Below are 24,445 nucleotides of genomic sequence, written 5' to 3'. Positions count from 1 at the left end.
AACGCCTGCGTTCTACCGCTCCTCTGGCTTTTTCTCTCTGCTCCCGTCTTCCAACGCCATCCGGCGCCGATCATGAAGATCGGCATCTTGACTTCTTCAGTTGCCAGAGCTTACGATACGGCAATGATCGGAGGATTGAGGGAGAGGTCTTGCTGCCGCCGAAGGGCAGTCAGGCAAGACGCCTTGTTCGCTCTGTTTCTTTGGCTTACTAGGAGGATCATTTGTTTAACGATTTTGACCTGGCCGAGGTTCAACAGGCGAGCGCCCAGGATGGGGAATCAGCGGCGCCACATCCTGACGTTCCTGGTCCGGCAAGGGCTACCAATAACCGCATCCAGACTCGGCGCGCCGGTTCCAACCAGATCATTGGCCTGGTGCTAAGCGCCATCGTCATCTTCACACTTGGTTTTGCCGGGGGCTGGCTGGGACATACATCCCTAACCAGAGACCTGCTGCCACCCGCGAGCGCGCAGCAGTACGCGCCCCTGATCTGGCAGGCATGGAGCGACATTGACGCTTATTATGTCGACAAGAACGCTATCGATCACCAGAAAATGACGTATGCGGCCATTGAGGCGCTTGTCGCATCCCTTGGCGATACCGGCCATAGCCGCTTCCTGACGCCCGAAGAGGTGCAGCAAGAGCATCAGCAATTAAGCGGAAACTTTGTTGGCATCGGCGTATTTCTTCAGGCCGACCCTACCGGCCAATACTTCCAGATCAGCGCGACCATCCCTGACTCGCCTGCCGAGAAGGCTAGCCTGAAGCCGGGCGATGTGATTATCGCCGTCAATGGCAAGAGCGTGAAGGGTAATTCTCTAGATCAGCTACACGACCTGATTACCGGCCCCGAAGGTACTTCGCTGACTTTGACCATTCAGCGCCCAGGCCAGAACCAACCATTTGATGTCAAGCTAACGCGCGCGCAGATTCAAGAGCCGATTGTCACCTCCTATTATTTCCCTGAAAGCCATATCGCGCACATTATGATTATGCAGTTTGCCGATAACACGGACGCGCTGCTGCGCCAGGCTTTGACCAACCTCAAAAAACAGGGTATGCAGAAGATCATCCTTGATCTACGTGATAATCCCGGCGGTTATCTTGAACAGGCCATCGAAGTTGCCAGCGAGTTCATTCCAGCAGGCAATGGACGTAATGTGGTGCTGATCAAAAATAGCAATGGCAGCATCGAGCCAGAGCCTGTGCGGAGCGGCGGCCTTGCCACAGACCTTCCGCTCGTCGTGCTGGTCAATAACAATACCGCCAGCGCAGCCGAGATCGTCACCGGAGCCATCAAAGACAACCATCGAGGCATCATCATGGGTGAACACACCTTCGGCACCGGCACAGTCCTCAGAGAGATTCCCCTGCCCGGTGGATCGGCGTTATTGTTGGGCATTCAGGAGTTTCTTACCCCCAGCGGCAAGTTTATCCGTGAGGGCGGCATCCTGCCCGACACGCAGGTAGCTATGCCCAACGCCAGCACTCCCGAAAATACGCCGTTGATCGAAAAAGAGTCGAACCAGACAGCAGCGCAGGCGTTGCAAAGCAACGATACCCAGTTCATCGCCGCGTATCACTATCTGCAACAGCACTAGCCGTCAAGTCTGGCGGTCTTGATAAAAGAGGGTTCAGCCGTCACGCGCCGAACCCTCTTTTTAGCCAGTCGCCAATGACTTGATTCAATGTCTCCGGTTGATCGCGCATGATGTCATGACCAGCCCCAGGAACCATCCGCAGCGTCGCCTGGGGCAGATGCGCCCGCAGATACTCAGCGTATTTTGGCGGGGTCATCGTATCTTCTTCTCCACAGACAATCAAAGCGGGGAGGCTGATACGCCCCAATTCAGCCATCACATCAAAAGCATTGCACGCCGCCAGATCACGATAGAAGACGCCCTCAGCCAGCGGCGGCAGTATACCTTCAGGTGAAGTTGTTCGTTCCGGCGCACCCTCGGACTGACGCGCCAGGCCGCGCACCTGCAAAAGAGCGCCCATCTGGTCACGCCGAGCCGCCTCCAGCAGAGCAGGCAAGACCCGCAGCCGCGCGCCTGTGCCAATAAGCATCATCCCGGCCAATTCGTCGCCCCAGTCCAACGCCAGTTGCAGCGCAATGGCGCCACCCAGGGAATGCCCGGCCACGATGGGACGCTCCAGCCCCGCAGCCTGCATCTGCCTGCGCACGTCCAGCGCGTAATCACGAACGCTCATCTCACGCGGCCCCACGTCTCGCACCCGTGTCCCATGACCAGGCAAATCTATCGCCAGCGCCCGCTCTACGCCTATATAGGCTACTTGCCGCTGCCAGCAGCTAGCAGTATTACCTGAGCCATGTATAAAGACGATCCTGGGCGCCTCATCGGGAACGTTGCTCATGCTTTCTCCTCTCCAGTAGCAAACACTCGAATAGTGGCCTCAAAAAGCCTCTTCAGCTTATCCACTCACTTGCGAGGCAAATTATAGCATGGGCGCCTGGTTTGTTGTTTGGTTGACAAGCGCCCACCCATCTCCTATACTCAGCCTGTGGATAACTGATGCGTCGCTGAACCAACATTGATCTATCTGGCTGTTTAGATTGAATAGTACACCGTCCAAAAGGGCTTCTGACATGAACATGGCTTCTGACGCCCCGCAGATACCTTCTGGCCCCCTCTGCCCAGCATGCGGCGCATTCCTTGCTTCGCAGCGCGTGCGCTGCGAGCATTGTGGCGCGCTTATCCAGCAGGTTTCAGATGTCACAATAGAAGCAGCCGATGTCCCCCAGGAACTCCTTTTGCAGGAAACGTCGCCGTCCGCCAGCCGAAGCATCGGTTCGAGCAGGTCGGCCAGCCCTCATGACGGAGCCAGCGAAGTGGTTCCCCCTATTATCGAGACAGGCGCTGTCGCAACAACAGTAGCTGACGCTGATATAGTGCTGCCCGACGAGAGCGATACAGCGCCAATCGCCCCGGAGTGGCCGCTCTCGATTATCGAGGGGCCGGAGTCGCCATCCCCAGGGAAACGCCGCCCAGGATTCCAGAGCATTCCAGGCCCGACGCTGCTCAAATGGGGTCCACGAGTGATCGCCTTCGGAGGATCGGTTGCGCTGATCGTATTGTCTGCGACCACGCCCAGTTGGGGCAGCATCACCACACGCGATGGGATCACGCTGCTGGTCGCTGGCGCCTGCGCCGGTTGGCTCATCTGGCTCTTCCATCGGCTCTACCATCGTTGGACACGGCGGCGCTGGTCTATTCTTGCCGCCAGCCTTGCGCTGGTTGGTCTGCTGGGGGTGGCCCTTGCACCCGGCATCCACAGCATTCAGGGACACGCGCTGGAGAGTCAGGGGAACTATCAACGCGCGATTGAGGAGTATTCGGCCAGCGGCGAACACAGCCCAAACGGAGAGGATATTGCGCGGAGCTATCTGGAATGGGGACTGGGAGACTTAGCCAGCCAGAACTACGCGATGGCCGTCCAGCATCTGGGCACAGCCAGCGAAACCTACAGCGCCACGACGGCTGCCAGATCGGCTAGAGAACCGTTCGGCGCCGCGCTCTTGCAATGGGGCCGACAACTGGTCGCAGAACAACACTATCAGCAGGCGCTCCAGCAGTTCGAGCATCTGCGCACCCGCTATGCCGACACCAGGGCGGCGCAGCAAGCGCAAGATGAGCAGGACGAACCAGCCGCCTATTACTCCTGGGGGCAGCAGCTTCAAGCGACCCGGCAGTTTCAAGACGCGCTCACCCAATTCCAGACCATCAGCAAGCGTTTCCCCAATAGCTCCTACACAACGCTGGCCTATAATGCGGCAGCCAGCGATTTGTATGCCTGGGGGCAGGCGCTAACTCAGCAGGCCAGCTACGCCCAGGCCATCACTACGTATCAGCAGATCATTGACCAGTATGGCAACACGCCAGCGGCTCAGCAAGCGCAGGAGACTCTCAACGCGCCGCAGGCGGTGAAAGGGCGGCTGATCTTTGCCAGCGGCCCCCCCGACGCACGGGTGATTATCCGTCTCTCCAGTAGCTGGACCACCGGCCCGGATGGCTATACGCAAGGCGGCTTCGTTTACGAAGTGCGCACCGACGCCAACGGCTTGTTTACTTTCCCCAGCGTGGCCCTGGGCAGGTATCTGATTGACTGGCAGCAAGGCTCCTCATTCACCACACTGCTCCATGAGGGTACCTATAACCCTGTCTACATCGCTGACGTTGAGCCGCTGCGAGGGATTGACCTGGGCGACGTACAGGTAGAAGGGTAAACAGCCGCCAACGCGAGACGTGTAGCGAGAAGTAAGAGATGGCGCGGCCCTTGGCACATGGTCTGCTACAGGATATAATGCGATAAGAGCCATCTCGCCTGAGATCAGACATATCCAGGCAGAAATAGGCCGCAGCAATGGCGCTGCAAAAACACACCACTCCGAACTGGCGTAGAGTCGAGGAGGACACGCTATGTTAAGAGGTACGCTGCTGTATCTCGCCAACCGGGGCAGTATCCGCCACTTTGTCACCGACAACCATCTGGCCCGGCGCAGCGCCCGGCGCTTCGTCGCCGGGGAAACCCTGGAAGAAGCTCTCCAGGCAACCCGGTCACTCAACCAGCGCGGCTTCAGCGTCTCGCTCGATCACCTGGGAGAAAACGTCAGCGACGCTGGCGAGGCTTGCAGCGCCGCCAATGACTATATCGCAATTCTGGACGCCATCAAACAAGCCAGTCTGGATGCCAATATCTCGATTAAACTCACCGCCCTGGGCCTGGATATTGAGGCCGCCCTGTGTGAAGAGAACGTGCGTCGTATCCTTGATCGCGCCAAAAGCTATCATATCTTCGTTCGCGTTGATATGGAGGGCGCAGCCTACACCGCGCGCACCCTGGAACTGGTCGCCAAGCTGCGCCAGGATTACGAAGAGGTAGGCGCCGTCATTCAGAGCTACCTTTACCGCAGCGCGAAGGACATCGAGAACCTGATTGCCAGCCAGACGCGCGTGCGGCTGGTGAAGGGCGCCTATAAGGAGCCGCCAGAGATTGCCTATCCCCACAAGGCGGATGTAGACCGCAACTACGAGCACCTACTGCGCCTGCTGCTGGCGCATGGCAATTATCCGGCTATCGCCACACACGACCCGCGCATGATTCAGGCAGCCAGAGCGTTTGCCGCCGCCAATGACATCGCCAAAACACGCTTCGAGTTCCAAATGCTCTATGGCATCCGGCGCGACCTTCAGAAGCAATTAGTCAACGACGGCTACAACCTGCGCATCTACGTTCCCTACGGGACTCAATGGTACCCCTATCTCACACGCAGAATGGCCGAGCGCCCGGCCAATTTATTCTTCGTAATCAGCAATGCGATGCGCGGCTAAGAAGACGGTCTGCTGCGCTCAGTAGCCATTAGCCGATCTGGCATCTTCAATCGAGCGGCTGGCGGCCCTGAAAGCCAGTTGTGGTTTCATGCCACCAGTGAATCCCTTCTTCGCCAAGCCGCCAGCAGAGCAAGATTTCACGGCCATCGCGCAGCGTTGGAAAATCAATCAGCCCCATCGCCGGGTCTTTCAACTGGCAGCCGAAAGCGTAAATGCGGCGAATCAGGCGATTCACCTCCTCCAGCAGCGTCGCATACTGGCGATTGAGCTGCTCTAGCCGCTCATGCAGGCCATGCCCATTGCCCCGCATACGCTGCCGGAGGGTTTCCAAATCCTGCCGCAGCGGCAGCAGCGCGCCATGTCGCTGCTGTAAATCGAGCAACAGCGGCGTAATCTGTGGTAACAGAGCCTCTGCCTCTTCACGGGTGAAATGCTTCGCCATTGGCCCAATCCTCTACCCCCTGGCGACAGCACAAACCGCCGATGTACCAGGGCCGGTGTGCGTGCCAACCACAGGGCCAAGCCGATAATACTCTATTGGACCGGAATAGACTGTTCGGATCGCCGTTGTCAACTGCTGCCCAATCGCTTCATCCGATTCAGCAATACCCACAGTCTCAATCGGCCCCAGCTTTTCCAACAACTGAGCGATACGCTCATGCGCTCTGGAACGAGTGCGTACATTCTCCAGCGGCAGCACTGCCCCATCCTTGACGGTCAGCATCGGCTTAACGTTCAGGAGTGTGCCAAGCAACTGCCGCGCCTTGCCAATACGCCCGCCGCGCTGCAAAAACTCCAGCGTATCCAGTACCGCGTAAATGTGCATGCGTGAGAGCATATCCTCGGCAATCGCTTTGCACTCAGCCAGGCTTTTGCCTTCACGCGCCGCCCGCGCCGCCGCCCTGACAGGGATACCAATGCCTCCGCTGACCGAACGGGAATCCACCACCTCAATAGGCACAGGCTGGGCTTTAAGCGCCTCCGCCCCAAGGATCGCTGAATTATACGTGGCGCTGAGGGTTGATGAGAGCTGTACCGAAAGGATACCATCGGCGCCATCGCGTATCAACTGCCGGTATGTCTCTTCAAACAGGCCGGAGGGAGGGGCCGCCGTCGTTGGGGTCACTTTCGAGGTTGCCAGCTTCGAGAAAAACTCGGCGCTCTCCAGATCAACCCCATCACGATAGACTTCCTCACCAAATTGCACCGTGAGCGGAACCACACAAATGCCCAGTTCTTGTGCCTGATCTTTGGAAAGATCAGCCGTACTATCAGTCACAACACGGACGGCCACAGGTTGTACCTCCCAAATCAAAAGTTGAGCGGTCGTTATTCCGCTGAGAGAATATAGGCGTAGTAGGGCTGGCCTCCGCTGAGGACTTCGATCTCTTGAGCAGGATACCAGGATTTGATCTGCCGGGCGGTTGCATCTGCCTGTTCTGAGGTAATCTCCTCGCCATAATAGAGCGTGAAGATTTCGTACTGCTCGGCCTTCATGCGCTGGAGGGTATCTCGGATAACGGCCAGCATCTCGGTATCGGCTACAACCAGATGCCCATTGAGCAGGCCAATAATATCCCCTTCCTGCACATGCAGCCCATTGATCTGCACTGTGCGCACCGCCGTAGTGATCTCGGCTGTCTGCACACGCTTGGCAGCGCCGTCCATCGTCGCGCAGATGGTATTGAAATCTGCCTCGTAGTTAAACGCCAGCAGCGCCGAGACCCCTTCAGGCATCGTATCGGTGGGTACGACATGCACTTCTTTCTCTGTCAGGTCGGGTACCTGGCGCGCACTCAAGATCACATTGCCATTGTTGGGGAGCAAAATAACTTTTGGCGAAGCTACTTGCTCAACCGCTGCCAACAGTTCTTGAGTGCTGGGATTCATCGTCTGCCCGCCTGGAACAATCGCCCCAACCCCCAGGCTCTCAAAAAGCTTCACCCAGCCCTCGCCAGCCGCCACCACTACGGTGGCAATCTCTCCCAACTCACGCCCGACGCCCTCTGCATCGGCAGCGCCCGTCGCCTGCCCATCTTCCCCTGCATGCTCAGCCTTGCTCTCTGCCTCATAGCGCAAACTTTGTTCTTGAAGATTCTCGATATTAATATCCATCAGGCTGCCCAGGCCCACACCATAATCCAGAATCTTGCCAGGGGTCAGTGTATGAGTATGAACCTTGAGTAGTTTTGCATCGCCTGCCACGACGGTAGAGACGCCCCCCATCCTGGTAATGGTATTGCGGATGTCCTCGACGTTCAGGTTCTGACCGCGCAGCAGAAAGACCACCTCATAGCCAAACTCTTCTTCAACCGAGACACGCCCTTTTTTCACTTCTGTTTGCTGCTTTGGCGCTTCGGCCACGATGGCTTGAATCGCCTCGCCGCGCGTAGAACGCCACATGCCCTCCAGCAGCATAGCCAGTCCTTGCCCGCCAGCATCAACTACTCCCGCCTGCTTCAGTGTAGGCAGAAGATCAGGCGTTTTTGCCACCGCTTGGCGGGCAGCAGTTACAATCTCTTGCATCTGAACGACAATATCTTCTCCCTGTCCCGCGCCATGCTGCGCCGCCTCGGCCACCTCACGAATCACAGTCAAGATCGTTCCCTCCACGGGCCGAATGACGGCGCGATAGGCAAGTTTTGACGCTTCTTGAAACGCGCCAGCCAGATCATGCGCGGTAAAGGTGTTCTTTTTATCCAGCCCCTGCGCCAGCCCGCGCAGGATTTGCGACAGGATGACGCCAGAATTGCCGCGCGCGCCCATCAAGGCGCCACGCGCCAGTTTTTCAGCAATCACCGCTGCCGAGCTATCGTTTGCTTCGGCAATCTCTTTGACCGCTGCGCGCATCGTTGCCGACATATTAGTCCCTGTGTCCCCATCAGGGACCGGGAAGACATTCAGCGCGTTAATGATCTCACGATGCTGCTCCAGCCAGGACGCTCCAGCGAGCAATGCCTGCTTCAAGTCCTGACCATCAAAAACGCTGATCCGACGGGGACGGGAAATCCTGCGACTCGTATTCTCCATACCCAACTTCTGAAGAGAGGAGGCGAGCGTAAGGCTCGACCAGGATAGCGCCTGACCTCTCTCTTAACGCTCCTTTGATGATACTGGCAAATGCTGCTCTGGTGATACCACACCCAGGATACTGTCCCGGCGCGCACACCTGATGCCATACGAAGGGTCAGCGGGCATCGGGCGCGCTGACCCTCAACCCCTGCACGTTCACATTCACCTGGACAACGGGTACCCCAAGCATCTTTTCTACGGCAAACTTCACGTTGCCCATGATGTTATGAGCAATTTCCGAGATGCGCAGGCCATACTCCAGAACCACATAGAGATCAATAATGATTTGCTCGTTACTAAACTGGACTTCAATACCTTGATGATAGCGTTCCGCAGGCAACAATTCCGCCGCCCCATTGCGCAGCCGTTTACCAGCGATCCCCACAACGCCATAGCATTCGCTGACCGCGCGGCCAGCAATGGTTCCAATGGCCTGGGGAGAAACCTCTATTTTGCCGCGACGCTGGCGCTGCTCTGCTGTCTGCTCAGTTTGTGACATTTGCATAAATAGACAACCCTACCTTACCAGAAGGTGTTACAGGTATGGTGCAAGTAGGACAGGAGCATTGGTGAGATGGGGGGCGCACCTGAGTAATTCGCCCTGCCGCCAGATGCTCTTGCCTCACGAGCAGAGAGATGGTATACTCTCGAAGTGCATCATACAGGATAACAGCAATCAAAGTAAAGGGGGTGGAGAGTATGGCTGCCGGACGCTGCGATGTCTGTCTGCGAAAGCCGCAGTACGGAAGCAATGTCAGTCACTCGAAACGTCATACCAACCGGCGATTTGTGGTGAATGTTCAGCACCGCCGCCTGCCAATCAATGGCGTCACGCAGTATGTCAATATCTGCACACGCTGCCTGCGTACCATGAACAAAGTACCCAAGGCCCGTTAGCGACGTTTGCAGCAGAACCGCTTTATTGAGCAGTAGATTGAGCAACAAGGAGAGGACTCAAGAGCGCGCCAGTTCTTGAGTCCTCACTTTTTCTCTGGTCTTCAACTGGCCGCAGGCAGCGGCAATATCATCGCCGCGCTCAGCGCGCACACTGTTGCTGATGCCCGCCCCGCGCAGTTCATCACGAAAAGCGCGAATAGCTTCGCCCGTCGGCGGGCGATAGGCGGCGCCGGTCGCGTTAACCGGGATCAGATTAACGTGCGCCAGTTGCTTAAAGGCTGCCAGGCGCTGCCCAAGTTCACGGGCATGCTCTGGAGCATCATTCACTCCCGCCAGCAAGACATACTCAAACGTAAGCTGGCGATTGGTGCGCTGCACATAGGTTCGGCAGGCAGCGAGCAGTTCATCCATGATATACTTGCGCGCCACCGGCATCGTCTGGCTGCGCATCTCATTGTTGGGGGCGTGCAGTGAAATTGCCAGATTCACCTGCAATGGCTCCTCGCTTAAACGCAGAATCCCTGGAACCAGGCCCACCGTTGAGACGGTCATGTGTCGCGCGCCCATCCCAAAACCTTCAGGGCTGTTGAGAATCTTGAGGGCCAGCAACGTCTGGTCATAGTTATGCAGCGGCTCGCCCATACCCATCAGCACCAGATTGGTCAGCCGATCAATCGCCTGCCCGCCAGGCGCACTCCAGGGCTGACGGCGTAGCTCGCGGGCCACATAAAGAACCTGCCCCACAATCTCACCTGCGCTTAAATGACGCTCAAAGCCCATCTGCCCGGTAGCGCAAAAAGTGCAGCCAAGCGCGCAACCAACTTGCGTCGAGATGCAAGCCGTCGCGCGCGCCCGCCCCTCATGCGTTGCCGGAAAGAGCATCAGCACTGATTCGATCAAGCGGCCATCGCTGAGCGCCAGCAGCAGCTTGCGCGTGCGCCCATCCTTCGATACCTGTTCACGGCGCAGCGATAGCTGCCCTGCCGTCGCCTCGGTTGCCAGCGTTTCGCGCAGGCTCTCTGGCAGGGTGAGCATCTTATGAATATCGGTCTCTAACCGGCGATAGAGCCAATCATAAACCTGGCGGGCGCGGAAGCGAGGCTGGCCGCGCTCGCTGAGCCACGACTCTAGCTCCGGCAGAGAAAGGGAAAGTAGATCAAGCATGGGTTCCTAACGTTTCACCAACGATGGCCGGCTGGCCGCGTAAAAATTCTTCGGCGCTCAAGGCGCGCTTCCCCTCTAATTGTAGCACGTCTAGCCGTAAGAACCCCTCGCCACAGCGCGCCGCCAGCGCCTTTGCGCCATCTCCAGTCAGCAGGCTAACCTTGCCTGCTGGCTCATGTTGCTCTGTGAGCATCCCCGCTTCAAGGGCCGCAGCGCGCAGAATCTTGAGGGTTCTGCCGCGCCAGGTGGTAGACGTTCCCGGCCAGGGCGTAAAAGCCCGCACCTGACGCGCCAACACCTCAGCGGGAAGCTGCCAGTTGATGACGCCATCCTCTTTTTTCAGCAGGTGTGTATGGCTGGCCCGGGTTTCATCCTGGGGCTGCGGCTTCAGCTTGCCAGCAAACCATGCTGGCAGTGTTTCCAGCAGCAGGTCTGCGCCCAGATGGCTCAGCTTCTCGCTCAGTGTCCCGGTGGTGTCATCGGGCGCGATAGGAATTGAGCGACGCGCGAGCATCTGCCCGGTATCCAGCCCTTCATCCATCAGCATAATCGTCACGCCTGTTACCTGATCGCCCGCCAGAATCGCCCCAGCTATCGGAGCAGCCCCGCGCTGGCGCGGCAGCAGCGAGGCATGTACATTGATGCAGCCAAAGCGCGGCAGGTCCAACACCTCGCGCCGCAGAATCTGCCCGAAGGCAGCAACAACAATCACATCAGGCGACAGCCGCCGCAGCTCCTCAAGATTCTCCGGGCGGCGCAGTGGCCCCGGCTGCCAGACCGGCAGGCCCAGCTCCAGCGCCTTCTCCTTCACCCGCGACAGCACAACGCCTTGCCCGCGCCCCGCAGGCTTATCCGGGCGCGTCACAACGGCAACAATCTCCCCCCCCTTTGGAGCCAGATAGCCAGGGGTACGCGCTCCGGCCAGAGCTTCCAGGGCCGGGACAGCAAACTGCGGCGTTCCCATAAAGATCAATCGCATGGCGCTTTTCATCCTTAGCTTGCCAGGCTCGCTCTGCCTTGTTCTCTTTTGCCGACGTGGGCTATACTTACAGACCTGCACTGTCGTATACATGGGCAGGAGCAGCGCAGCAGAGGAGCAGATACCATGAGCGAGCGTGAGACGCTTTTACAGCAGGCGCGCGAAGTTGCCAGGCATGCCCACAGCGTCTATTCACACTTTCGTGTTGGCGCGGCGCTAAAAGCTGGTGATCGCATCTTCACAGGCGTCAATATCGAGATTTCCAGCTATGGACTGACGCTCTGCGCCGAGCGCGCGGCGCTGGCGGCTGCTATCTCCGCTGGCGCTGGCCCCATCACCCATATTGCTGTTGCCTGCATAGACGCTCGCCCGGAGGCTGGCGCGCAGGAGCGCGTACCCTGCGGCGCTTGCCGCCAGTGGATCGCTGATTTAGCGCCGCGCGCCACGATCTCCATAGATGGCATAGACCGCGACTTCCGTATCGAAGATCTGCTTCCCTTCGCCTTCAGCCTGGAGCGCCGTGATAATTAGCCTTTTTGCTCCCGCGATGCCTGGTGACTGGCTGCATAGCGCCAATAACGCGCGGCGCGGGCGGGCAGGTCGGCCCGCTCGGCATCGCTGAGCGCCCGCGTCATCCTTGCGGGAATACCGACATACAGCGATCCGCTAGGCAACTGCTTATGCTCCCCAACCAGCGCGCACGCGCCGATAATCGTTTCTGAGCCGATCTCAGCATGCGACAGGATAACGGCGTTCATCGCCACCAGCACCTGATCCCCCAGTACCGCTCCATGCACCACCGCGCCATGCCCGATGCTGCATTCATCGCCGATAACACAGGGAGCATCTTCATCTACATGCAGCGTGCAGTTATCCTGAATATTGGTGCGGCGGCCAATCCTGATGGGCGCGGTATCTCCGCGCACCACCGCGTTATACCACACGCTGGACCCCTCGCCAATGGTCACATCCCCAATAATCATGGCGCCCTCAGCAATAAAGACATCGGGCGCGATACTCGGCCATTTTCCTTGATAAGGCAAAATGGGCATACCATCCTCTATACTTCTGCGCTGACGCCCGCGCCAATCACCCGGCGCACGCCACAATACAATTCCACCAGCCGGTGATTGTAGCGGTCCGCGTGGCGCGGGTTCATACTCTGGTAAAGCACCTTATTCCAGGTGACACCTTCGGCATGGAGCAGTTTGCCCTGGCCCAGCGAGATGGCTACATGAACAATCCGACCCTCTTTCGCAAAGAACAGCAGATCGCCGAAATCTGGCTCGCCTTCAGGCACAGTGGAAAGCGCAGCAAACTGCTGCGCGGAATCGCGTGGCAGCCTATAACCTGCCATGCGAAAGCAAAGCTGGACAAAGCCGCTGCAATCGAGGCCCTGGCAGGTCGTGCCACCCCAGAGATAGGGCGTTCCCAGGAAGCGCCGCGCCGTCTCGACCACAAAGGCCATCTCTCGCTGGGGAAATGCCTGCATACCTGAGCGCACCGCGACATCTGAAACGCTTACCCAGCCAACCACGCCGCCAGGCAAAGATACCGCCAGCCGCTCAGTGCCAGTGGGCGCGTGCGCCAGTGGCAAAACCGTCGAGCAGAAGAGCGAATCGCGCTGTATATCACCCTCTTCAGCCCGATAAAGCGGCGTTGTCAGGGCCGTCACGACGATTACCTCATCAACCGTTCCAGCAGATGGAGGGGAGGCCAGATGCTCAGCATGCACCCAGCCCGCATAATCCACCAGTTGCACCTGCTGCCAATCGTCATGGATAGGGCCAGGCTCGGCTTTTGCGCCCAGCAGCGCCTGAGTCACCAACTCCGAGGCGGCATCTGGATCACGCCGGACATCAGCCACCCCCACACAAATTGCTGCTTGCATGTTGTCCTTACCCGGCCCTTCAGCATATCTAGAACATGGCTATAAGTAAAACGCGACCACGCCAACCATCAGATAGAACGACAGCAGCAAGAGTCCCTCCAGCCAGGTTGATTCACCATCCAGGCTAATCAAGGGGTAGAGGAAGGTCGCCAGACCAAAAACGACCAACTCCAACGGCTTGAAGAGCAGATCAAGCGGCTGGTTCGGGTTCAGGGGGAAGCTCACCAGCACCAGGACTGGCGCGACCAGCAAAGCGACCTGAATGGAGGAACCCGCGGTAATTGCCATGCTTACATCAATGCGATCCTTCACAGCCATCGTGATCGCGCTGGAGTGTTCGGCGGCGTTACCCACAATGGGTACAATGATCAGGCCGATAAAGACCTGAGACCAGCCAAAGGCTTCCGTGACCGGCTCAATCGCGCCAACCAACAGTTCGCTCACCAAAGCGGTAGCAACCGTTGCCCCGGCAAGCAAAACCACTGGACGCCAGATCTCCTTAAAAGAAATCCGCTTCCGAGTGTGGTGGCCTTTCGACGCAGATTTTGCTGTAGCTGGATGCGCCGCTGCATGCGTCTTTGCACGAGCAGCCCTGGCTTCCTCAACCAACTCTTTCTGTTGTTCATCAGCGAGAACGGCGCTGGGGGGGACCAGCGGCGGCCCCTCCTCTTCTGGGGCCGGAATCTCGCCTTCGCGCACATCCTCTGGCTCCCGGCGGGGCTTATCGCGCACATGAAAGACCGTATAGGCCAGGTAGGCGCCATAGCTAATCAGCAAGATGGCCGAGAACGCAATGCTAATAGCGTCAATATTAACCTTCGGGTGAAGAAGACCCTCCCCACTCTCAGAGAGGCCAACGGTATTCGCCAGCGCGGGCAAAACCAGGCCGATAACCGCCAGAGCCAGCATCGAGGCATACTGCCCGGCATTGCGCGCATCAAAATACTGGCGGCCATTGCGCCAACCACCAATTAAGAGCGCGGTCCCCAGGACCAGCAAGGTATTGCCAATAATCGAGCCAGTAATGGAGGCTCGCACCACATCCAGCAACCCCGAACTCAACGCCGCAATGCCGATAATCAACTCTGGAGCATTGCCAAACGTGGCATTGAGCAGCCCACCTACCAGCGGGCCGACCTGCTCGGCGAGTTCCTCAGTCGCCAGCCCAATTAACCCGGCCAGGGGAATCAGGCCAATAGCGGAAGCCACAAAAACCAGTATCTCCGACCAGTTGAAAATCCAGGCCAGAAAAGCTATGGGAACAGCCAGGAGAAGCCAATACAACCAGCGTGCCATAATGGGGTAATTCCACCTTCCCTGCGGGATTAATAGCAGCAGCTATCCTTAAAGCCACAATTGTGGCAGATAGCCTCATGACCACCCTTGAGATCACTCATCGGATACCCGCATTGTAGGCAGGGCTGCTCACGCTGAGACCCTGCGCGCGGCGGTTGGGTGCTTTTATGGATAGATTCAGATAGCACAGCCTCCTGGTGGGCAATCTGTGGCGAGGGTTTCTGCTGCATCCTGGTATTTCCCGCATCAATTTCATTCTTTCATCACAACACACCCCTGGCGCTCAAAGCGACATAGCGCCGATGAACCCGGGTGCTACGCGCTTCACGCCCATGATAGCATGCCCAGGGAACAAGAGGCAAGAAGGAAGCTCGCCCTCAAAAAAGAGCGCGTGGGAGCAGCTAGCTGCTCCCACGCCGATTTGCTTCTGGGATACGGGAACCCATGACCCTTCATCGCAGCGAGGAAGGCAGGATTCCCAGTTGCTCACGATACTTTGCCACCGTCCGCCGCGCGACCTGGATGCCGCGCTCGCAGAGCATATCGGCCAGTTCCTGATCGGTCAGAGGGGTCAACTCATGGCTAATCAGGTCTTTAATGACATCCTTCACGCTTAAATTGGCTACAAAGAAGTTGCTAAAAGGGATGACCTCGCGGCTTGGCAGCATCACGAACTTGGCAGCCGTAGCCCGGCTGACCGTTGATTCGTGCATACCCAATTCCGACGCGACCCGCGCGCGGGTCAGGGGACGTAAATGGCGAATGCCCTGATCCAGGAATTCTTTCTGAAGGTCCACCAGGCAGCGGGTAATCTTGTACAGCGTCTGGCGACGCTGGTTGATGTTGGCAATAAAAAGCTTGGCGCGCGACACGTACTGCTGGATATGGCGGCGTTCGTCTTCAGTCAGCAGCGAGTGACGGCCACTCACCTCACTATAGAGCTGCGAATAGGAGGAACTGACGTGCAGATAGAAACGCTTCGACTCAACCACCTCCACGTCATAGAGGTAGCCCACATGAAGGGGCCGACGGCTGATAATCACATCCGGCATCACATGGCCGGTATGTTCGCCACTATCTCCCAGATTTGAGCCAAGGTAGCCACGCGCAGGAAAGGGGTTGAGGTTGCGCTTGATAAACTCACTGACCTGATGAACCGTCTCGCTCGTGATCCCTAATTGGGCAGCGATCTGGCCGTACTTATGCTCACTCAGTTGAGTGAGATAGCGGTCAATGACCTCATAGGCATAGGGCTGATACAGCCCTTGCCCTTCAATATACTTTAACTGAATGAGCAGGCATTCGCGCACATCACGGGCGCCCACTCCAATGGGTTCCATCGCTTGCAGGTGTGCAATGGCACACTCAACGCGCTCCAGGGACACACCAAACAGCCCCATCACTTCATCAGCAGTGCAACGTAACAGACCATCATCATCGAGATTGCCAACCAGATACTCGATCATCTGAGCATCTTTGGAGGGTAACTGAGCCTGAAGTGAAAGTGTCAAATGCTCAGCAAGGCTCATCTGTGCAGGGACATGCGTCGTGGGGTCAAATTCCTCGTCATCACCACCGCCCGATGTTGCCTGGAATTGCCACAGCGCAGACTCATCAACGAATTCGTCGCGGTCCGAAATTTGCTGCGAAGAAGATGAAAGCGACAGGCAATTTGGGCAGACCGTACCCTGAAGAGTACGGCCACAGCTCGGACAGATCGGGTTCTCTTCCATTTCGAGCGCCGGATTCTCAGCCATCTCCTTGTTAATTAAGGACTGAAGTTCAGCTGAGGACAACGCCAGAATATGGTTAGCAGCGACGAGCTGCGGGGACGCACGTTGGACCTGCACCGGCGTATATGTCTGGTTCAAGTCCATAGACATGGGTGAGGCTCCTCCCTTGTTGGGTAGCGGAAATGTACCAACCTTCTGGCTGGACGCAAAATCCGTGCCAATCTCAACCATCGCTTCGGGCATCAACCATGTTCTCATCTGGCCTTCATCCAACCGTCCCAGCAGCTTCTATTCTTGGAACGAGGTGAGCGAAAAGGGGTGAATGGATCGAGGAGACAAGCAGCGAGAGCACCGCTCTTTGAGGTGGTGCTCTCGTTGTTATAGCGTGGTCGTTATAGAAAAGCGAAGATCACCGGGCAAGCTACAGATCAACCAGATGGCGGCGATCAGCCCGGCGGGGCGCCTCGCCACCTTTCTTGCCGATTCGGGAATAGTAGTCAGGACCGTGTTTAACCTTGACCGCTTCCCCACCCTTTTTACCAATCTCCGAGAAAAATAGCGAGCCATGCCGATCTCGTACCGCTTCCCCACCCTTTTTACCAATCTCCGAGTAGTATCCAGACCCGCGCTCCGTGGCAATCGTCTGGCCGCCCTTCTTGCCGATCTGCGCATAAAAGATGGGGCCATACTTTTCTTTGACCGTTCGCCCCCCTTTACGACCCGCCTCAACGACAGTCGTAACTGTATGGCCGTCCCGCATCTCCTTCGCCATATACCTTATTTCCTTCCTGCGCCTTTCCTGTGCGCATCCTTCCAACGGGCACTGGCAAAGCGCCCGTTGCCTTCACAATAGAATACAACTAAGGGACTGTGAAACCTCGCCTCGCCTGGTAGCAATAAGCGTGCCATCAAATAACCTGTCACACGATAGATTGCTCTCTCTTTGCTTAATCACCTGGCCTTGCGTGAGGCGGCCCCATGCGGCTATATTACAGATGTAGGTTTGCGGGCAAGTTGAAGACACAGCAGAGCAGGGGAGCCAATGCCAGCAACGTTACTTGATGGCCGCGCGCTCAGCGCGCAAATCAAAATCGAATTACAAGCGCGCGCGCGCGCGTATCACGCCGCACGCGGCCACCTTGCCCGGCTAGCCCTGGTCATTGCAGGCGCGCATCCGGCTGCGCGGCTCTACAGCGACCAGGTTGCACGCTCCTGCGCCGAGATTGGTCTGGAATGTATCAGCCATACCTTCCCGTTTCGTGTGGGAGAAGAGGAACTGCGCCAGGCTGTTGGCAATCTGAGCGCCGACCCGCTCTTGCAGGGCATCGTAGTTTTACTGCCCCTGCCAGCGCATATCCAACAGCGTAGGGTGACTGAAGTCATCGCGCCAGAGAAAGATGTAGATGGGCTGGGGCCGCGCAACGCAGGGAATATGATGCTCGGTTTCCCCAGCTTTGTCCCCAGCACCGCCTCTGCTGTGCGCGAACTCTTGCGCGCTAGCAACATTCCCCTGGCCGGGCAGCATGCAGTGATCGTCGGGCGCAGCAACGTCGGCGGTAAACCCATTGCCTTGTTGATGCTGCACCAGCATGCAACCATCACCATCTGCCATTCTCAGACCCCCAACCTGGCTGAGATCACACGCACAGCAGATATTCTTGTCGCCAGTGCCGGGCGCCCAAAGCTGATTACCGCCGAGATGGTGAAACCGGGCGCAGTAGTGCTTGATGCTGGTATCAATGATGTAGATGGTCGCATCGTCGGCGACGTAGAGTTTGCAGGCGTGAGCACCATAGCTGCTTCTATCACCCCTGTTCCTGGCGGACTCGGCCCGCTCACCAACTTGATGCTTATCCGCCACACCTTGATGGGGCCAGAGGTCGAATAGCCGGGCTTCCTAAGAGCGATAGAGCGGGGAGCCAGCGCCGATAATAAGGAGGAGCCATCATGGGCCTTGACATCAGCCACGCGCAGACCGTCGAAGTTGGCTATGATGAGTTTTGTGGGGCGCTCGCGGCGCGCGACCTGAAGCCGCTCTGGAAGATCGCCAGGCAACTCATGCCCGAAGTACCCCTGCCTACCACGCTGGCCTGGCTCTGGAAGTGGGCAGACGTACTGCCGCTCGCCAGACGCGCTGGCGAACTGATCACCCTCGAACGAGGGGGTGATCGGCGCGTCCTCGCACTCGCCAATCCGGGGCTGAGGGGGCTGCCCTTCACCAGCACGACGCTCTGGGCAGCGTTTCAGTACCTGGGGCCGCATGAATCAGCGCCCGCCCACCGGCATACACCCAACGCCATTCGCTTTGTCCTCACCGGCTCAGGTGTCTATACCACCGTTAACGGCGACGCCTGCGACATGGAGCCGGGCGATCTGATTCTGACGCCGAATTGGAACTGGCATGACCACAACAATCAGAGTGACCAGCCGATGGTCTGGTTTGATGGTCTGGACCTGCCGCTGCTGACGACGCTGGAGTCCATCTTCTTCGAGAACCACCCGGACCAGTTGCAGCCAGTGGAAGCACACAACCGCTCCGAACAAGGTTTTGCAGGGGTCGGCCTGCGCGAGCTAGGCATCCGGTCTCCTGTTGCTCACTCCCCGCTCCTGCGCTACCGCTGGGCCGAGACGGAGCGAACGCTCGAATCGCTGCGCCAGGCGCGCGGCGGCCCAATGAGCAGCCTGGAGTTCGTCAACCCCCTCAACGGCAGCCCGGCAGTGAGTACCTTTGCCTGCGAGATGCACCGCCTCTATCCCGGCTCGCGCACGCCCTCCCGGCGCAAAACGGGCAGTTCCGTCTATGTCGTCTATCAGGGCACTGGTCGCTCCGTGATCAATGGGGTGCGCTTTGACTGGGGGCCGGGTGATAGCTTCGTGACTCCCTCCTGGGCCAGCGTAGACCACGAGGCGCTCGAACGAGCAGACCTGTTTGCCATCAGTGACCGGCCCGTCCTGGAGCCGCTGCATCTCTATCGGGAAGAGACGCTGGCGGAGCATCAGGAGGTCATCGGAACGTTTGTGCCCCTCAAAGGGCTGTCGAACGTTGCTGAAGCGCACCAACAGGAACAGGGACATTGAGCGGCGCGGTATCCGTTACTACTGCTCACCCCTTGCCACGTACCCATCAACTCTGCTATTTTGTATCACAGCGATGGGAGGCCGGAAGATCACCTATTAAATAGCCTGAAAGGCAGGCGACGAGTGACTATCATCTATCAGGGTCAGAACTTTCAGCGTTTTCAAGACTACCTTGAACGCCAGGCTAGCGATGGACTCCAGGGCGGTGATTCCGCCCCGCTGTACGCTCATCCGGTAGACGGCTGGATTATCCGCACCCTCAATGCCACGCCGGTCAAATCGGTGATGAATAAAGCACTCGATGTGCTGGTCAGCTACCAGTTCGGCTACGATCTTGCCAGAAGTATCTTCATAGATGATCGATCTTTTCCCGACATCTTTGAGGTGTTGTCACACTGCGCCAAAGTGCTGGGCATTCCCATTCCCCATACCGTCACCAGGCACGATGTCGCGCTCTTCAACGCCTATACCGCAGGCACCGATGAGTATGCCTTCATCAACATCTCTTCTACGCTCTGCAAGCACTTCACCAAAGAAGAAGCCTCGTTTGTCGTTGGGCACGAGTGCGGCCATATCGCCTCCAGACACATGGTCTATCACACCCTGGCCTCGGCGCTGACAAATGCCGCCCTGGGCCAGCTTGGCCCAATCGGCGAGGCGCTGCGCCTGACGGCTGGCATTCCCCTGATGGCCTGGGCGCGCCGCTCAGAAGTAACGGCGGATCGCGCGGGCCTGCTGTGCTGTGGCGATATTGCCGTCGCTGAGCGCTCACTTTTGCGGCTTGTCACCGGCCTGGCCGACGCTGATCGCGTAGATATGGAAGACTTCCTGCGCCGCTCCAAAGAGGTTCAGGAGTATCACACTCTCGCAAAGCTTCGGGAACTGGCCGCTGCCCACCCGCTTATCCCTAAACGTATTGAGGCTCTGCGCCTGTTTGCCGATTCTGAACCTTACTATACCCTCTCTGGTAAGCCCAGGCCAGAAGACAAGGTATTGCTCAGCCGTGAGGAGCTAAACCGGCGCGTGAGCCAGATCGTTCAGCCATAAGCGCCCTTCGGAAGCCAGAACGTTTACATGGAGGTCAGCAACACTATGCCAACGACGATTGCCTCCTTTCTAGGGCAGCTAAGAAACGCCGCCCAGACGCTTGAAGAACCGGAACTGCTAGATTTGATCGCTGCTGTCCAGGAGCATACCAGCCAATCCGCCTTACGCATCTTGATCGTTGGTCTTACCGGCTCCGGGCGCTGTTCGCTCACTAATGCCCTGATCGGTCAACCTACGCTGCTTCCAGCTTCGCCCATTCCCAAAGCGCCTATTCCCATCGAGATAGGCTATGGGGAGACGCTTTCCGTCGAGCTATATGGCAAAGATGGCGGCACAACGGCGCTCCCGCCAGAAAACCTGCGCGCCTTTCTGACCAGTCCTGATACACATGCCGACCAATATCGCTCCCTGGAAGTCAGGACACCTGCTGATCTGCTCAAAACCACCAGATTCCGGCTGGAAAGCATCGGCGCTGCGCGCGCCGCTGCCGAATGGAAAGAACTGCTAACAGGCACAGATTATGTTTTCCTGACGCTCAAAGCGGTGGCCTTGCTCTCGGAGGAGGAACGCGCCTTTGTACGGGAGATACTACACTCGACCTTCGGCCTGGAGCGCGTCACGCTGGTCATCAATCAGATCGACCTGATTGAAAAAGAAGAGCAGCCTGAACTGGTCGAGCGTGCCCGCACCTTCCTGGGACCATTCGAGAGCCAGCCTGCGATCATCAGCTTCTCAGCGGCGCACATCAATCGAGGAAAGGATACCGAAGCGAGCGGCATTGATAGCGGCTACGAGGCGATAATGCGCCTGGTCAGGAACGATCTGGCCGAGCATCACCAGGCGCTGCATATCACCAGTCTGCATCAGGGGGCCGCGCTATGCCTGGCGACCCTGGAAGAAGCCGCTACGCGGCAGCAGGCGCTGCTTATGACCAATGAGGCGGATCTGAAAGACCTGCTGAGCAAGATTGAGACGCAGCAGCAGTGGCTGCCATCGCGGGTCGAGCGGGTCCAGCAGCGCATCGAAACCTTTATCAATACCATGCTGAAAGCGCAGTTCTTGCGCGAGATCGAAGGCTTTAGCGCCGCTTTGCAGCAGCAGCTTCCTGGCGAAGTGGCATCCACTCAAGACATTGCTACGCTCAAACGCTACCTACCGGGCTATATTGAGGCGCTCTGGACCGAGTTTTTTACCTCCCAACTGGATGCCGTGAGAAGCCAACTGGCGACAGAGATGAAGCTAGTCAACCATCTGATCGAGGAAGATTTCCGCGAACTGCTGGAGGGCCAGCGCGCCACGCTTCAGGAGGGGACGGGCGAGTTTGATCCCACACCAGCGCGGATCAAAACGCTGCTCATGCCGCGCAGAGGCAAGCACGCGATGGGGCAGGTTGCTACAGGCGTTCAAGTCGCCGGTCTGATTCTGTTGATCCCTCCGCTGGGAAGCCTTCCACTGGGGCTAGCAGCTATCGGCATCGGTCAGGCGATTCGCATGATCTTTAAGAAACAGACCGATGCCGCCGACAGGCAGGCAATCATTGCTTCAGCGGTGAAAGCGATTCAGGAACTGGAGGGGCAGATAAAAAAGCAGGTGGCCGCCCGCTTCGATAGCATCACACAGGAAGTGAAGCAGGCAGCAGCTGATCGCTACGTGCAAGAGCTTGCCAGGATTCAGCAGGCGCTGGAAGAAAGCCTGGCCTGGCGCCAGAATCTCTCGACAAAGCAGGAGCAGTTGACGAGCCTCCTTGAGAAGACGATACCTGCCCTGCGGGGCATACTCAATCAGCTTCAGGACGCAGAGGGGACAGCATGAGCAGCGGTGGATTTAGCGCAACCCAGCAGAAAGTGCAGGCGCTGCTGGCTGTGTTACGCGACGCAGCGACGCTGATTGGCGAGCCAGGGCAGGCACCCGTTGCGCTGAAAACCGACGGCCAGGCGCTGCCAGGATTGGGACTGATCAGCGATGCTGCCAGCCTCAGAATCAGAGCCGACGACATTGAGCAAGGCATCTTCAAGGTACTGGTGCTGGGCGAGTTCAAGAACGGCAAGAGTACCCTGCTGAATGCAATGCTGGGACACAAGACCCTTCCTGCCAGAGCCGCGCCCACAACAGCCATCATTACCGAACTGGTCTATGGAGAGCGTGAAGATGTGGCGATCTATGAGGCAGGCAAAGCTACGCCGCGCCGCTTAAGCTGGGATGCCTTTGTCGGGGAATTTCAACTCAGCGAGCGCGACATTCAGACGCTCAAGCAGCAGCAGTATCTTGATCGCTTTCAAGACGTTGAGTATGCGCGGATTGAATGCCAGCACCCCTTCTGCGCCAATGGCGTGCGCCTGATCGATTCTCCTGGACTGGGCGAGCATATCAGCCGAACAAGGGTGTCAACGAACTTTCTCAAGCAGGCGCAGGCGGTCATCGTTGTCCTCAATGCCATCAGCATTCTGACTGAGGCCGAGCGGGCCTACATCGAGCAACTGGGCGTGGGACGGCTCAATCACGTCTTCTTCGTAGTCAACCGCATTAACCAGATTGATCAGGCAGAAGTCGAAAGCATCAAAGGTTGGGTACAACAATCCTTGAAGCCTCATTTCACCGATGAACAGGGGCAATTCGACGAAGCCTTCTATACCCGGCGCGTCTTTTTCGTGAACGCCAGGGGCGCGCTGGAGGCACGCATAGCCATTCCCAACAACACGGCGCTCCTCGAATCTTCGGGTCTGCCCGCGCTGGAAGCAGAACTGGAGCAATTCCTCACTACCGACGAGAAACTGACGGCGTCGCTGGAAGGCGCTGTTCAGACGTTGGCCTCTATCGTCGCAAACGCGCGCCGACGCATCGCCCAGCAGAAACACTCATTAGGCGAGCCGTTAGAAGACCTGGAGCAGCGCCGGGATGAGGCAGAACTGCGCTTAGCAGCCTTAGACCTCACTAAGAAGGATATTGAGCGCGCGATTCTCTTCTTTGGCGAAAGCATCAAACAAAAAATATATGCCAGTTTGCTTGATTTCATCGAACGGATGCGCGATACCTGGCCGGAAGATTCGATCAAACTGATGAACCTGACGGAAGCGATGCGCGCAAGCGATTTGCTCAAGTCTTTCCTCTCCCAGGAGGCCAAAGAGAGCGTGGTCGCTTCGATTAAAAGCGAGATCAGAAGCTATCTGCAAGTGAAGCTGACTCAATGGTCCGAAAGTATACCAGCCCTGGTCCAACCGGATGTCAAGAAACTGACCAACGAGATCGAGGCGCAGGCAGAAGAGTTTCAGCGCGAGCTTGAAGCCATTGGGAACATCTTTGCCCTCGGAAAAAATGAGCGTAACCACCAGCCCTACCCGCCAGGGACAGGGCAATCACGCCTGCTGTTGGGTATGGCCGATCTCTCCCAAATGACAGGGAGTATGCTGAAACAGCGTGATTGGGAAGGGTTCTTCGGACAAGCGCTTCAGCAGGCCGTAACAGTCAGCACCATCTTTAGCTTTTTCGGAGGTCTTGCCTCCTGGGGCTGGCTGCTTTTGCTCATAGACGAGTTTCTAGCGCAGGTAGCGCAAGGCCCGGTCTTCAGCGCCTGGGTACTCAAGCCCCTGGGCGAGAAGCTGCACGAGAATCTGGCAAAGGAAGCGCCGACGAAACAGGATGAAATCTACCGCCGCGTCGAACAGGTCTTCGCCGATCTGGCCGGGCAGACAACAAATGCGCTGCATGATCATATTGAAGAGGCGCGGCGCGCGCAACAGTCCATTATCCATACAAAAGAGCAGGAGGGCTTTTCTATGGAGCAGGAAAAGCTGCGCCTGGACCGGCTGCATACAGAATTACTTGAACTTCTGAATACCGCCAGCCAGGTTGTCCATATGAAACATCTTACGCCTGAAGAACTGGACCATTTGACCGGCGGCGCGCATCTCTTGCCAGCCGATCATCGGGCATAGAG

At 57.7% G+C, this 24,445-nt stretch carries 22 protein-coding genes; 10 read left to right on the top strand and 12 right to left on the bottom strand.

The features are described 5' to 3' along the window. Nucleotides 1-221 precede the first annotated feature (221 nt). Complete coding sequence (locus VH599_04345; protein ID HEY7347525.1) at nucleotides 222-1,601, top strand: S41 family peptidase; 1,380 nt, start codon at nucleotides 222-224, stop codon at nucleotides 1,599-1,601. Between the two features lie 40 nt (nucleotides 1,602-1,641). Here the strand turns inward: VH599_04345 and VH599_04340 are convergent, their stop codons facing one another. Beyond that, nucleotides 1,642-2,379, bottom strand: coding sequence for an alpha/beta hydrolase (locus tag VH599_04340; protein HEY7347524.1), 738 nt, complete (start codon nucleotides 2,377-2,379; stop codon nucleotides 1,642-1,644). Between the two features lie 232 nt (nucleotides 2,380-2,611). Here VH599_04340 and VH599_04335 point away from each other — a divergent pair, with 232 nt between their 5' ends. Both VH599_04335 and VH599_04330 read left to right on the top strand, forming a co-directional pair. Next, a complete protein-coding gene (locus VH599_04335) occupies nucleotides 2,612-4,249 on the top strand; it encodes a tetratricopeptide repeat protein (GenBank protein ID HEY7347523.1) in 1,638 nt (545 codons plus the stop codon). 193 nt (nucleotides 4,250-4,442) lie between these two features. Then, nucleotides 4,443-5,354: a proline dehydrogenase family protein gene (locus VH599_04330; protein ID HEY7347522.1), complete on the top strand. Its 912-nt coding sequence runs from the start codon at nucleotides 4,443-4,445 to the stop codon at nucleotides 5,352-5,354. Between the two features lie 46 nt (nucleotides 5,355-5,400). Here the strand turns inward: VH599_04330 and VH599_04325 are convergent, their stop codons facing one another. The 4 genes from VH599_04325 to VH599_04310 all read right to left on the bottom strand — a co-directional run bounded on the left by VH599_04325 (nucleotide 5,401) and on the right by VH599_04310 (nucleotide 8,931). Next, nucleotides 5,401-5,796: a DUF2203 domain-containing protein gene (locus tag VH599_04325; protein ID HEY7347521.1), complete on the bottom strand. Its 396-nt coding sequence runs from the start codon at nucleotides 5,794-5,796 to the stop codon at nucleotides 5,401-5,403. A 12-nt stretch (nucleotides 5,797-5,808) separates the two neighbouring features. Further along, nucleotides 5,809-6,648 (bottom strand): DegV family protein, encoded by an 840-nt coding sequence (locus VH599_04320; protein HEY7347520.1) that lies wholly within the window; start codon nucleotides 6,646-6,648, stop codon nucleotides 5,809-5,811. 35 nt (nucleotides 6,649-6,683) lie between these two features. Further along, nucleotides 6,684-8,384 (bottom strand): DAK2 domain-containing protein, encoded by a 1,701-nt coding sequence (locus tag VH599_04315; GenBank protein ID HEY7347519.1) that lies wholly within the window; start codon nucleotides 8,382-8,384, stop codon nucleotides 6,684-6,686. A 157-nt stretch (nucleotides 8,385-8,541) separates the two neighbouring features. Beyond that, nucleotides 8,542-8,931, bottom strand: coding sequence for an Asp23/Gls24 family envelope stress response protein (locus tag VH599_04310; protein ID HEY7347518.1), 390 nt, complete (start codon nucleotides 8,929-8,931; stop codon nucleotides 8,542-8,544). A gap of 194 nt (nucleotides 8,932-9,125) precedes the next feature. On the opposite strand from VH599_04310, the gene rpmB reads away from it, so the two are divergent. Beyond that, nucleotides 9,126-9,323 carry a 50S ribosomal protein L28 gene (gene rpmB, locus VH599_04305; protein HEY7347517.1) on the top strand — a complete coding sequence of 66 codons (198 nt, stop codon included), beginning with the start codon at nucleotides 9,126-9,128 and terminating at the stop codon, nucleotides 9,321-9,323. A 57-nt stretch (nucleotides 9,324-9,380) separates the two neighbouring features. Here rpmB and rlmN read toward each other — a convergent pair whose 3' ends face one another. Then, nucleotides 9,381-10,487: a 23S rRNA (adenine(2503)-C(2))-methyltransferase RlmN gene (gene rlmN, locus VH599_04300; GenBank protein HEY7347516.1), complete on the bottom strand. Its 1,107-nt coding sequence runs from the start codon at nucleotides 10,485-10,487 to the stop codon at nucleotides 9,381-9,383. Next, a complete protein-coding gene (gene fmt, locus VH599_04295; protein HEY7347515.1) occupies nucleotides 10,480-11,466 on the bottom strand; it encodes a methionyl-tRNA formyltransferase in 987 nt (328 codons plus the stop codon). The genes rlmN and fmt overlap by 8 nt, the downstream gene beginning before the upstream one ends. A 126-nt stretch (nucleotides 11,467-11,592) precedes the next feature. Between fmt and VH599_04290 the strand changes: the two genes are divergently transcribed. Next, nucleotides 11,593-11,997, top strand: a complete 405-nt coding sequence (locus VH599_04290) for a cytidine deaminase (GenBank protein HEY7347514.1) — start codon at nucleotides 11,593-11,595, stop codon at nucleotides 11,995-11,997. On the opposite strand, the gene VH599_04285 is transcribed toward VH599_04290, so the two are convergent. The 5 genes from VH599_04285 to VH599_04265 form a co-directional block, all read right to left on the bottom strand. Further along, nucleotides 11,994-12,518 (bottom strand): gamma carbonic anhydrase family protein, encoded by a 525-nt coding sequence (locus VH599_04285; protein HEY7347513.1) that lies wholly within the window; start codon nucleotides 12,516-12,518, stop codon nucleotides 11,994-11,996. The genes VH599_04290 and VH599_04285 overlap by 4 nt on opposite strands. 8 nt (nucleotides 12,519-12,526) lie before the next feature. Then, on the bottom strand, nucleotides 12,527-13,357 hold the full coding sequence (locus VH599_04280; protein ID HEY7347512.1) for a C40 family peptidase: 831 nt from the start codon (nucleotides 13,355-13,357) through the stop codon (nucleotides 12,527-12,529). 39 nt (nucleotides 13,358-13,396) lie between these two features. Then, a complete protein-coding gene (locus VH599_04275; GenBank protein HEY7347511.1) occupies nucleotides 13,397-14,653 on the bottom strand; it encodes a hypothetical protein in 1,257 nt (418 codons plus the stop codon). A gap of 452 nt (nucleotides 14,654-15,105) precedes the next feature. Further along, nucleotides 15,106-16,536, bottom strand: a complete 1,431-nt coding sequence (gene rpoN / locus VH599_04270; protein HEY7347510.1) for an RNA polymerase factor sigma-54 — start codon at nucleotides 16,534-16,536, stop codon at nucleotides 15,106-15,108. Nucleotides 16,537-16,807: 271 nt separating this feature from the next. Next, nucleotides 16,808-17,158 carry a hypothetical protein gene (locus VH599_04265; protein ID HEY7347509.1) on the bottom strand — a complete coding sequence of 117 codons (351 nt, stop codon included), beginning with the start codon at nucleotides 17,156-17,158 and terminating at the stop codon, nucleotides 16,808-16,810. Between the two features lie 270 nt (nucleotides 17,159-17,428). Here VH599_04265 and VH599_04260 point away from each other — a divergent pair, with 270 nt between their 5' ends. The 5 genes from VH599_04260 (at nucleotide 17,429) to VH599_04240 (ending at nucleotide 24,443) form a co-directional block, all read left to right on the top strand. Further along, on the top strand, nucleotides 17,429-18,274 hold the full coding sequence (locus tag VH599_04260) for a bifunctional 5,10-methylenetetrahydrofolate dehydrogenase/5,10-methenyltetrahydrofolate cyclohydrolase (protein ID HEY7347508.1): 846 nt from the start codon (nucleotides 17,429-17,431) through the stop codon (nucleotides 18,272-18,274). Nucleotides 18,275-18,333: 59 nt separating this feature from the next. Next, nucleotides 18,334-19,464, top strand: coding sequence for a cupin domain-containing protein (locus tag VH599_04255; GenBank protein ID HEY7347507.1), 1,131 nt, complete (start codon nucleotides 18,334-18,336; stop codon nucleotides 19,462-19,464). Nucleotides 19,465-19,587: 123 nt separating this feature from the next. After that, nucleotides 19,588-20,511 carry a M48 family metallopeptidase gene (locus tag VH599_04250; protein ID HEY7347506.1) on the top strand — a complete coding sequence of 308 codons (924 nt, stop codon included), beginning with the start codon at nucleotides 19,588-19,590 and terminating at the stop codon, nucleotides 20,509-20,511. Between the two features lie 45 nt (nucleotides 20,512-20,556). Next, nucleotides 20,557-22,323: a hypothetical protein gene (locus VH599_04245; protein ID HEY7347505.1), complete on the top strand. Its 1,767-nt coding sequence runs from the start codon at nucleotides 20,557-20,559 to the stop codon at nucleotides 22,321-22,323. After that, the gene (locus VH599_04240) at nucleotides 22,320-24,443 is read left to right on the top strand and encodes a dynamin family protein (protein HEY7347504.1); all 2,124 of its coding nucleotides are present in this window, start codon (nucleotides 22,320-22,322) and stop codon (nucleotides 24,441-24,443) included. The genes VH599_04245 and VH599_04240 overlap by 4 nt, the downstream gene beginning before the upstream one ends. Nucleotides 24,444-24,445: the final 2 nt, after the last annotated feature.

The organism is Ktedonobacterales bacterium (genome assembly GCA_036557285.1).
Classification (GTDB): Bacteria; Chloroflexota; Ktedonobacteria; order Ktedonobacterales; family DATBGS01; genus DATBHW01.
The sequence above is the reverse complement of the archived record's forward strand: the minus strand, read 5'-3'. Positions and strand labels throughout refer to the sequence as shown.

What these genes read in the sequence shown, in the direction of transcription:
- VH599_04285 (HEY7347513.1), bottom strand. Translation starts at nt 12,518, where the DNA reads ATGCCCATTTTGCCTTATCAAGGAAAATGGCCGAGTATCGCGCCCGAT.
- VH599_04325 (HEY7347521.1), bottom strand. Translation starts at nt 5,796, where the DNA reads ATGGCGAAGCATTTCACCCGTGAAGAGGCAGAGGCTCTGTTACCACAG.
- VH599_04280 (HEY7347512.1), bottom strand. Translation starts at nt 13,357, where the DNA reads ATGCAAGCAGCAATTTGTGTGGGGGTGGCTGATGTCCGGCGTGATCCA.
- VH599_04255 (HEY7347507.1), top strand. Translation starts at nt 18,334, where the DNA reads ATGGGCCTTGACATCAGCCACGCGCAGACCGTCGAAGTTGGCTATGAT.
- VH599_04275 (HEY7347511.1), bottom strand. Translation starts at nt 14,653, where the DNA reads ATGGCACGCTGGTTGTATTGGCTTCTCCTGGCTGTTCCCATAGCTTTT.
- VH599_04335 (HEY7347523.1), top strand. Translation starts at nt 2,612, where the DNA reads ATGAACATGGCTTCTGACGCCCCGCAGATACCTTCTGGCCCCCTCTGC.
- VH599_04330 (HEY7347522.1), top strand. Translation starts at nt 4,443, where the DNA reads ATGTTAAGAGGTACGCTGCTGTATCTCGCCAACCGGGGCAGTATCCGC.
- VH599_04310 (HEY7347518.1), bottom strand. Translation starts at nt 8,931, where the DNA reads ATGCAAATGTCACAAACTGAGCAGACAGCAGAGCAGCGCCAGCGTCGC.
- VH599_04315 (HEY7347519.1), bottom strand. Translation starts at nt 8,384, where the DNA reads ATGGAGAATACGAGTCGCAGGATTTCCCGTCCCCGTCGGATCAGCGTT.
- VH599_04245 (HEY7347505.1), top strand. Translation starts at nt 20,557, where the DNA reads ATGCCAACGACGATTGCCTCCTTTCTAGGGCAGCTAAGAAACGCCGCC.
- rpoN (HEY7347510.1), bottom strand. Translation starts at nt 16,536, where the DNA reads ATGTCTATGGACTTGAACCAGACATATACGCCGGTGCAGGTCCAACGT.
- fmt (HEY7347515.1), bottom strand. Translation starts at nt 11,466, where the DNA reads ATGCGATTGATCTTTATGGGAACGCCGCAGTTTGCTGTCCCGGCCCTG.
- rlmN (HEY7347516.1), bottom strand. Translation starts at nt 10,487, where the DNA reads ATGCTTGATCTACTTTCCCTTTCTCTGCCGGAGCTAGAGTCGTGGCTC.
- VH599_04240 (HEY7347504.1), top strand. Translation starts at nt 22,320, where the DNA reads ATGAGCAGCGGTGGATTTAGCGCAACCCAGCAGAAAGTGCAGGCGCTG.
- VH599_04260 (HEY7347508.1), top strand. Translation starts at nt 17,429, where the DNA reads ATGCCAGCAACGTTACTTGATGGCCGCGCGCTCAGCGCGCAAATCAAA.
- rpmB (HEY7347517.1), top strand. Translation starts at nt 9,126, where the DNA reads ATGGCTGCCGGACGCTGCGATGTCTGTCTGCGAAAGCCGCAGTACGGA.
- VH599_04290 (HEY7347514.1), top strand. Translation starts at nt 11,593, where the DNA reads ATGAGCGAGCGTGAGACGCTTTTACAGCAGGCGCGCGAAGTTGCCAGG.
- VH599_04265 (HEY7347509.1), bottom strand. Translation starts at nt 17,158, where the DNA reads ATGGCGAAGGAGATGCGGGACGGCCATACAGTTACGACTGTCGTTGAG.
- VH599_04340 (HEY7347524.1), bottom strand. Translation starts at nt 2,379, where the DNA reads ATGAGCAACGTTCCCGATGAGGCGCCCAGGATCGTCTTTATACATGGC.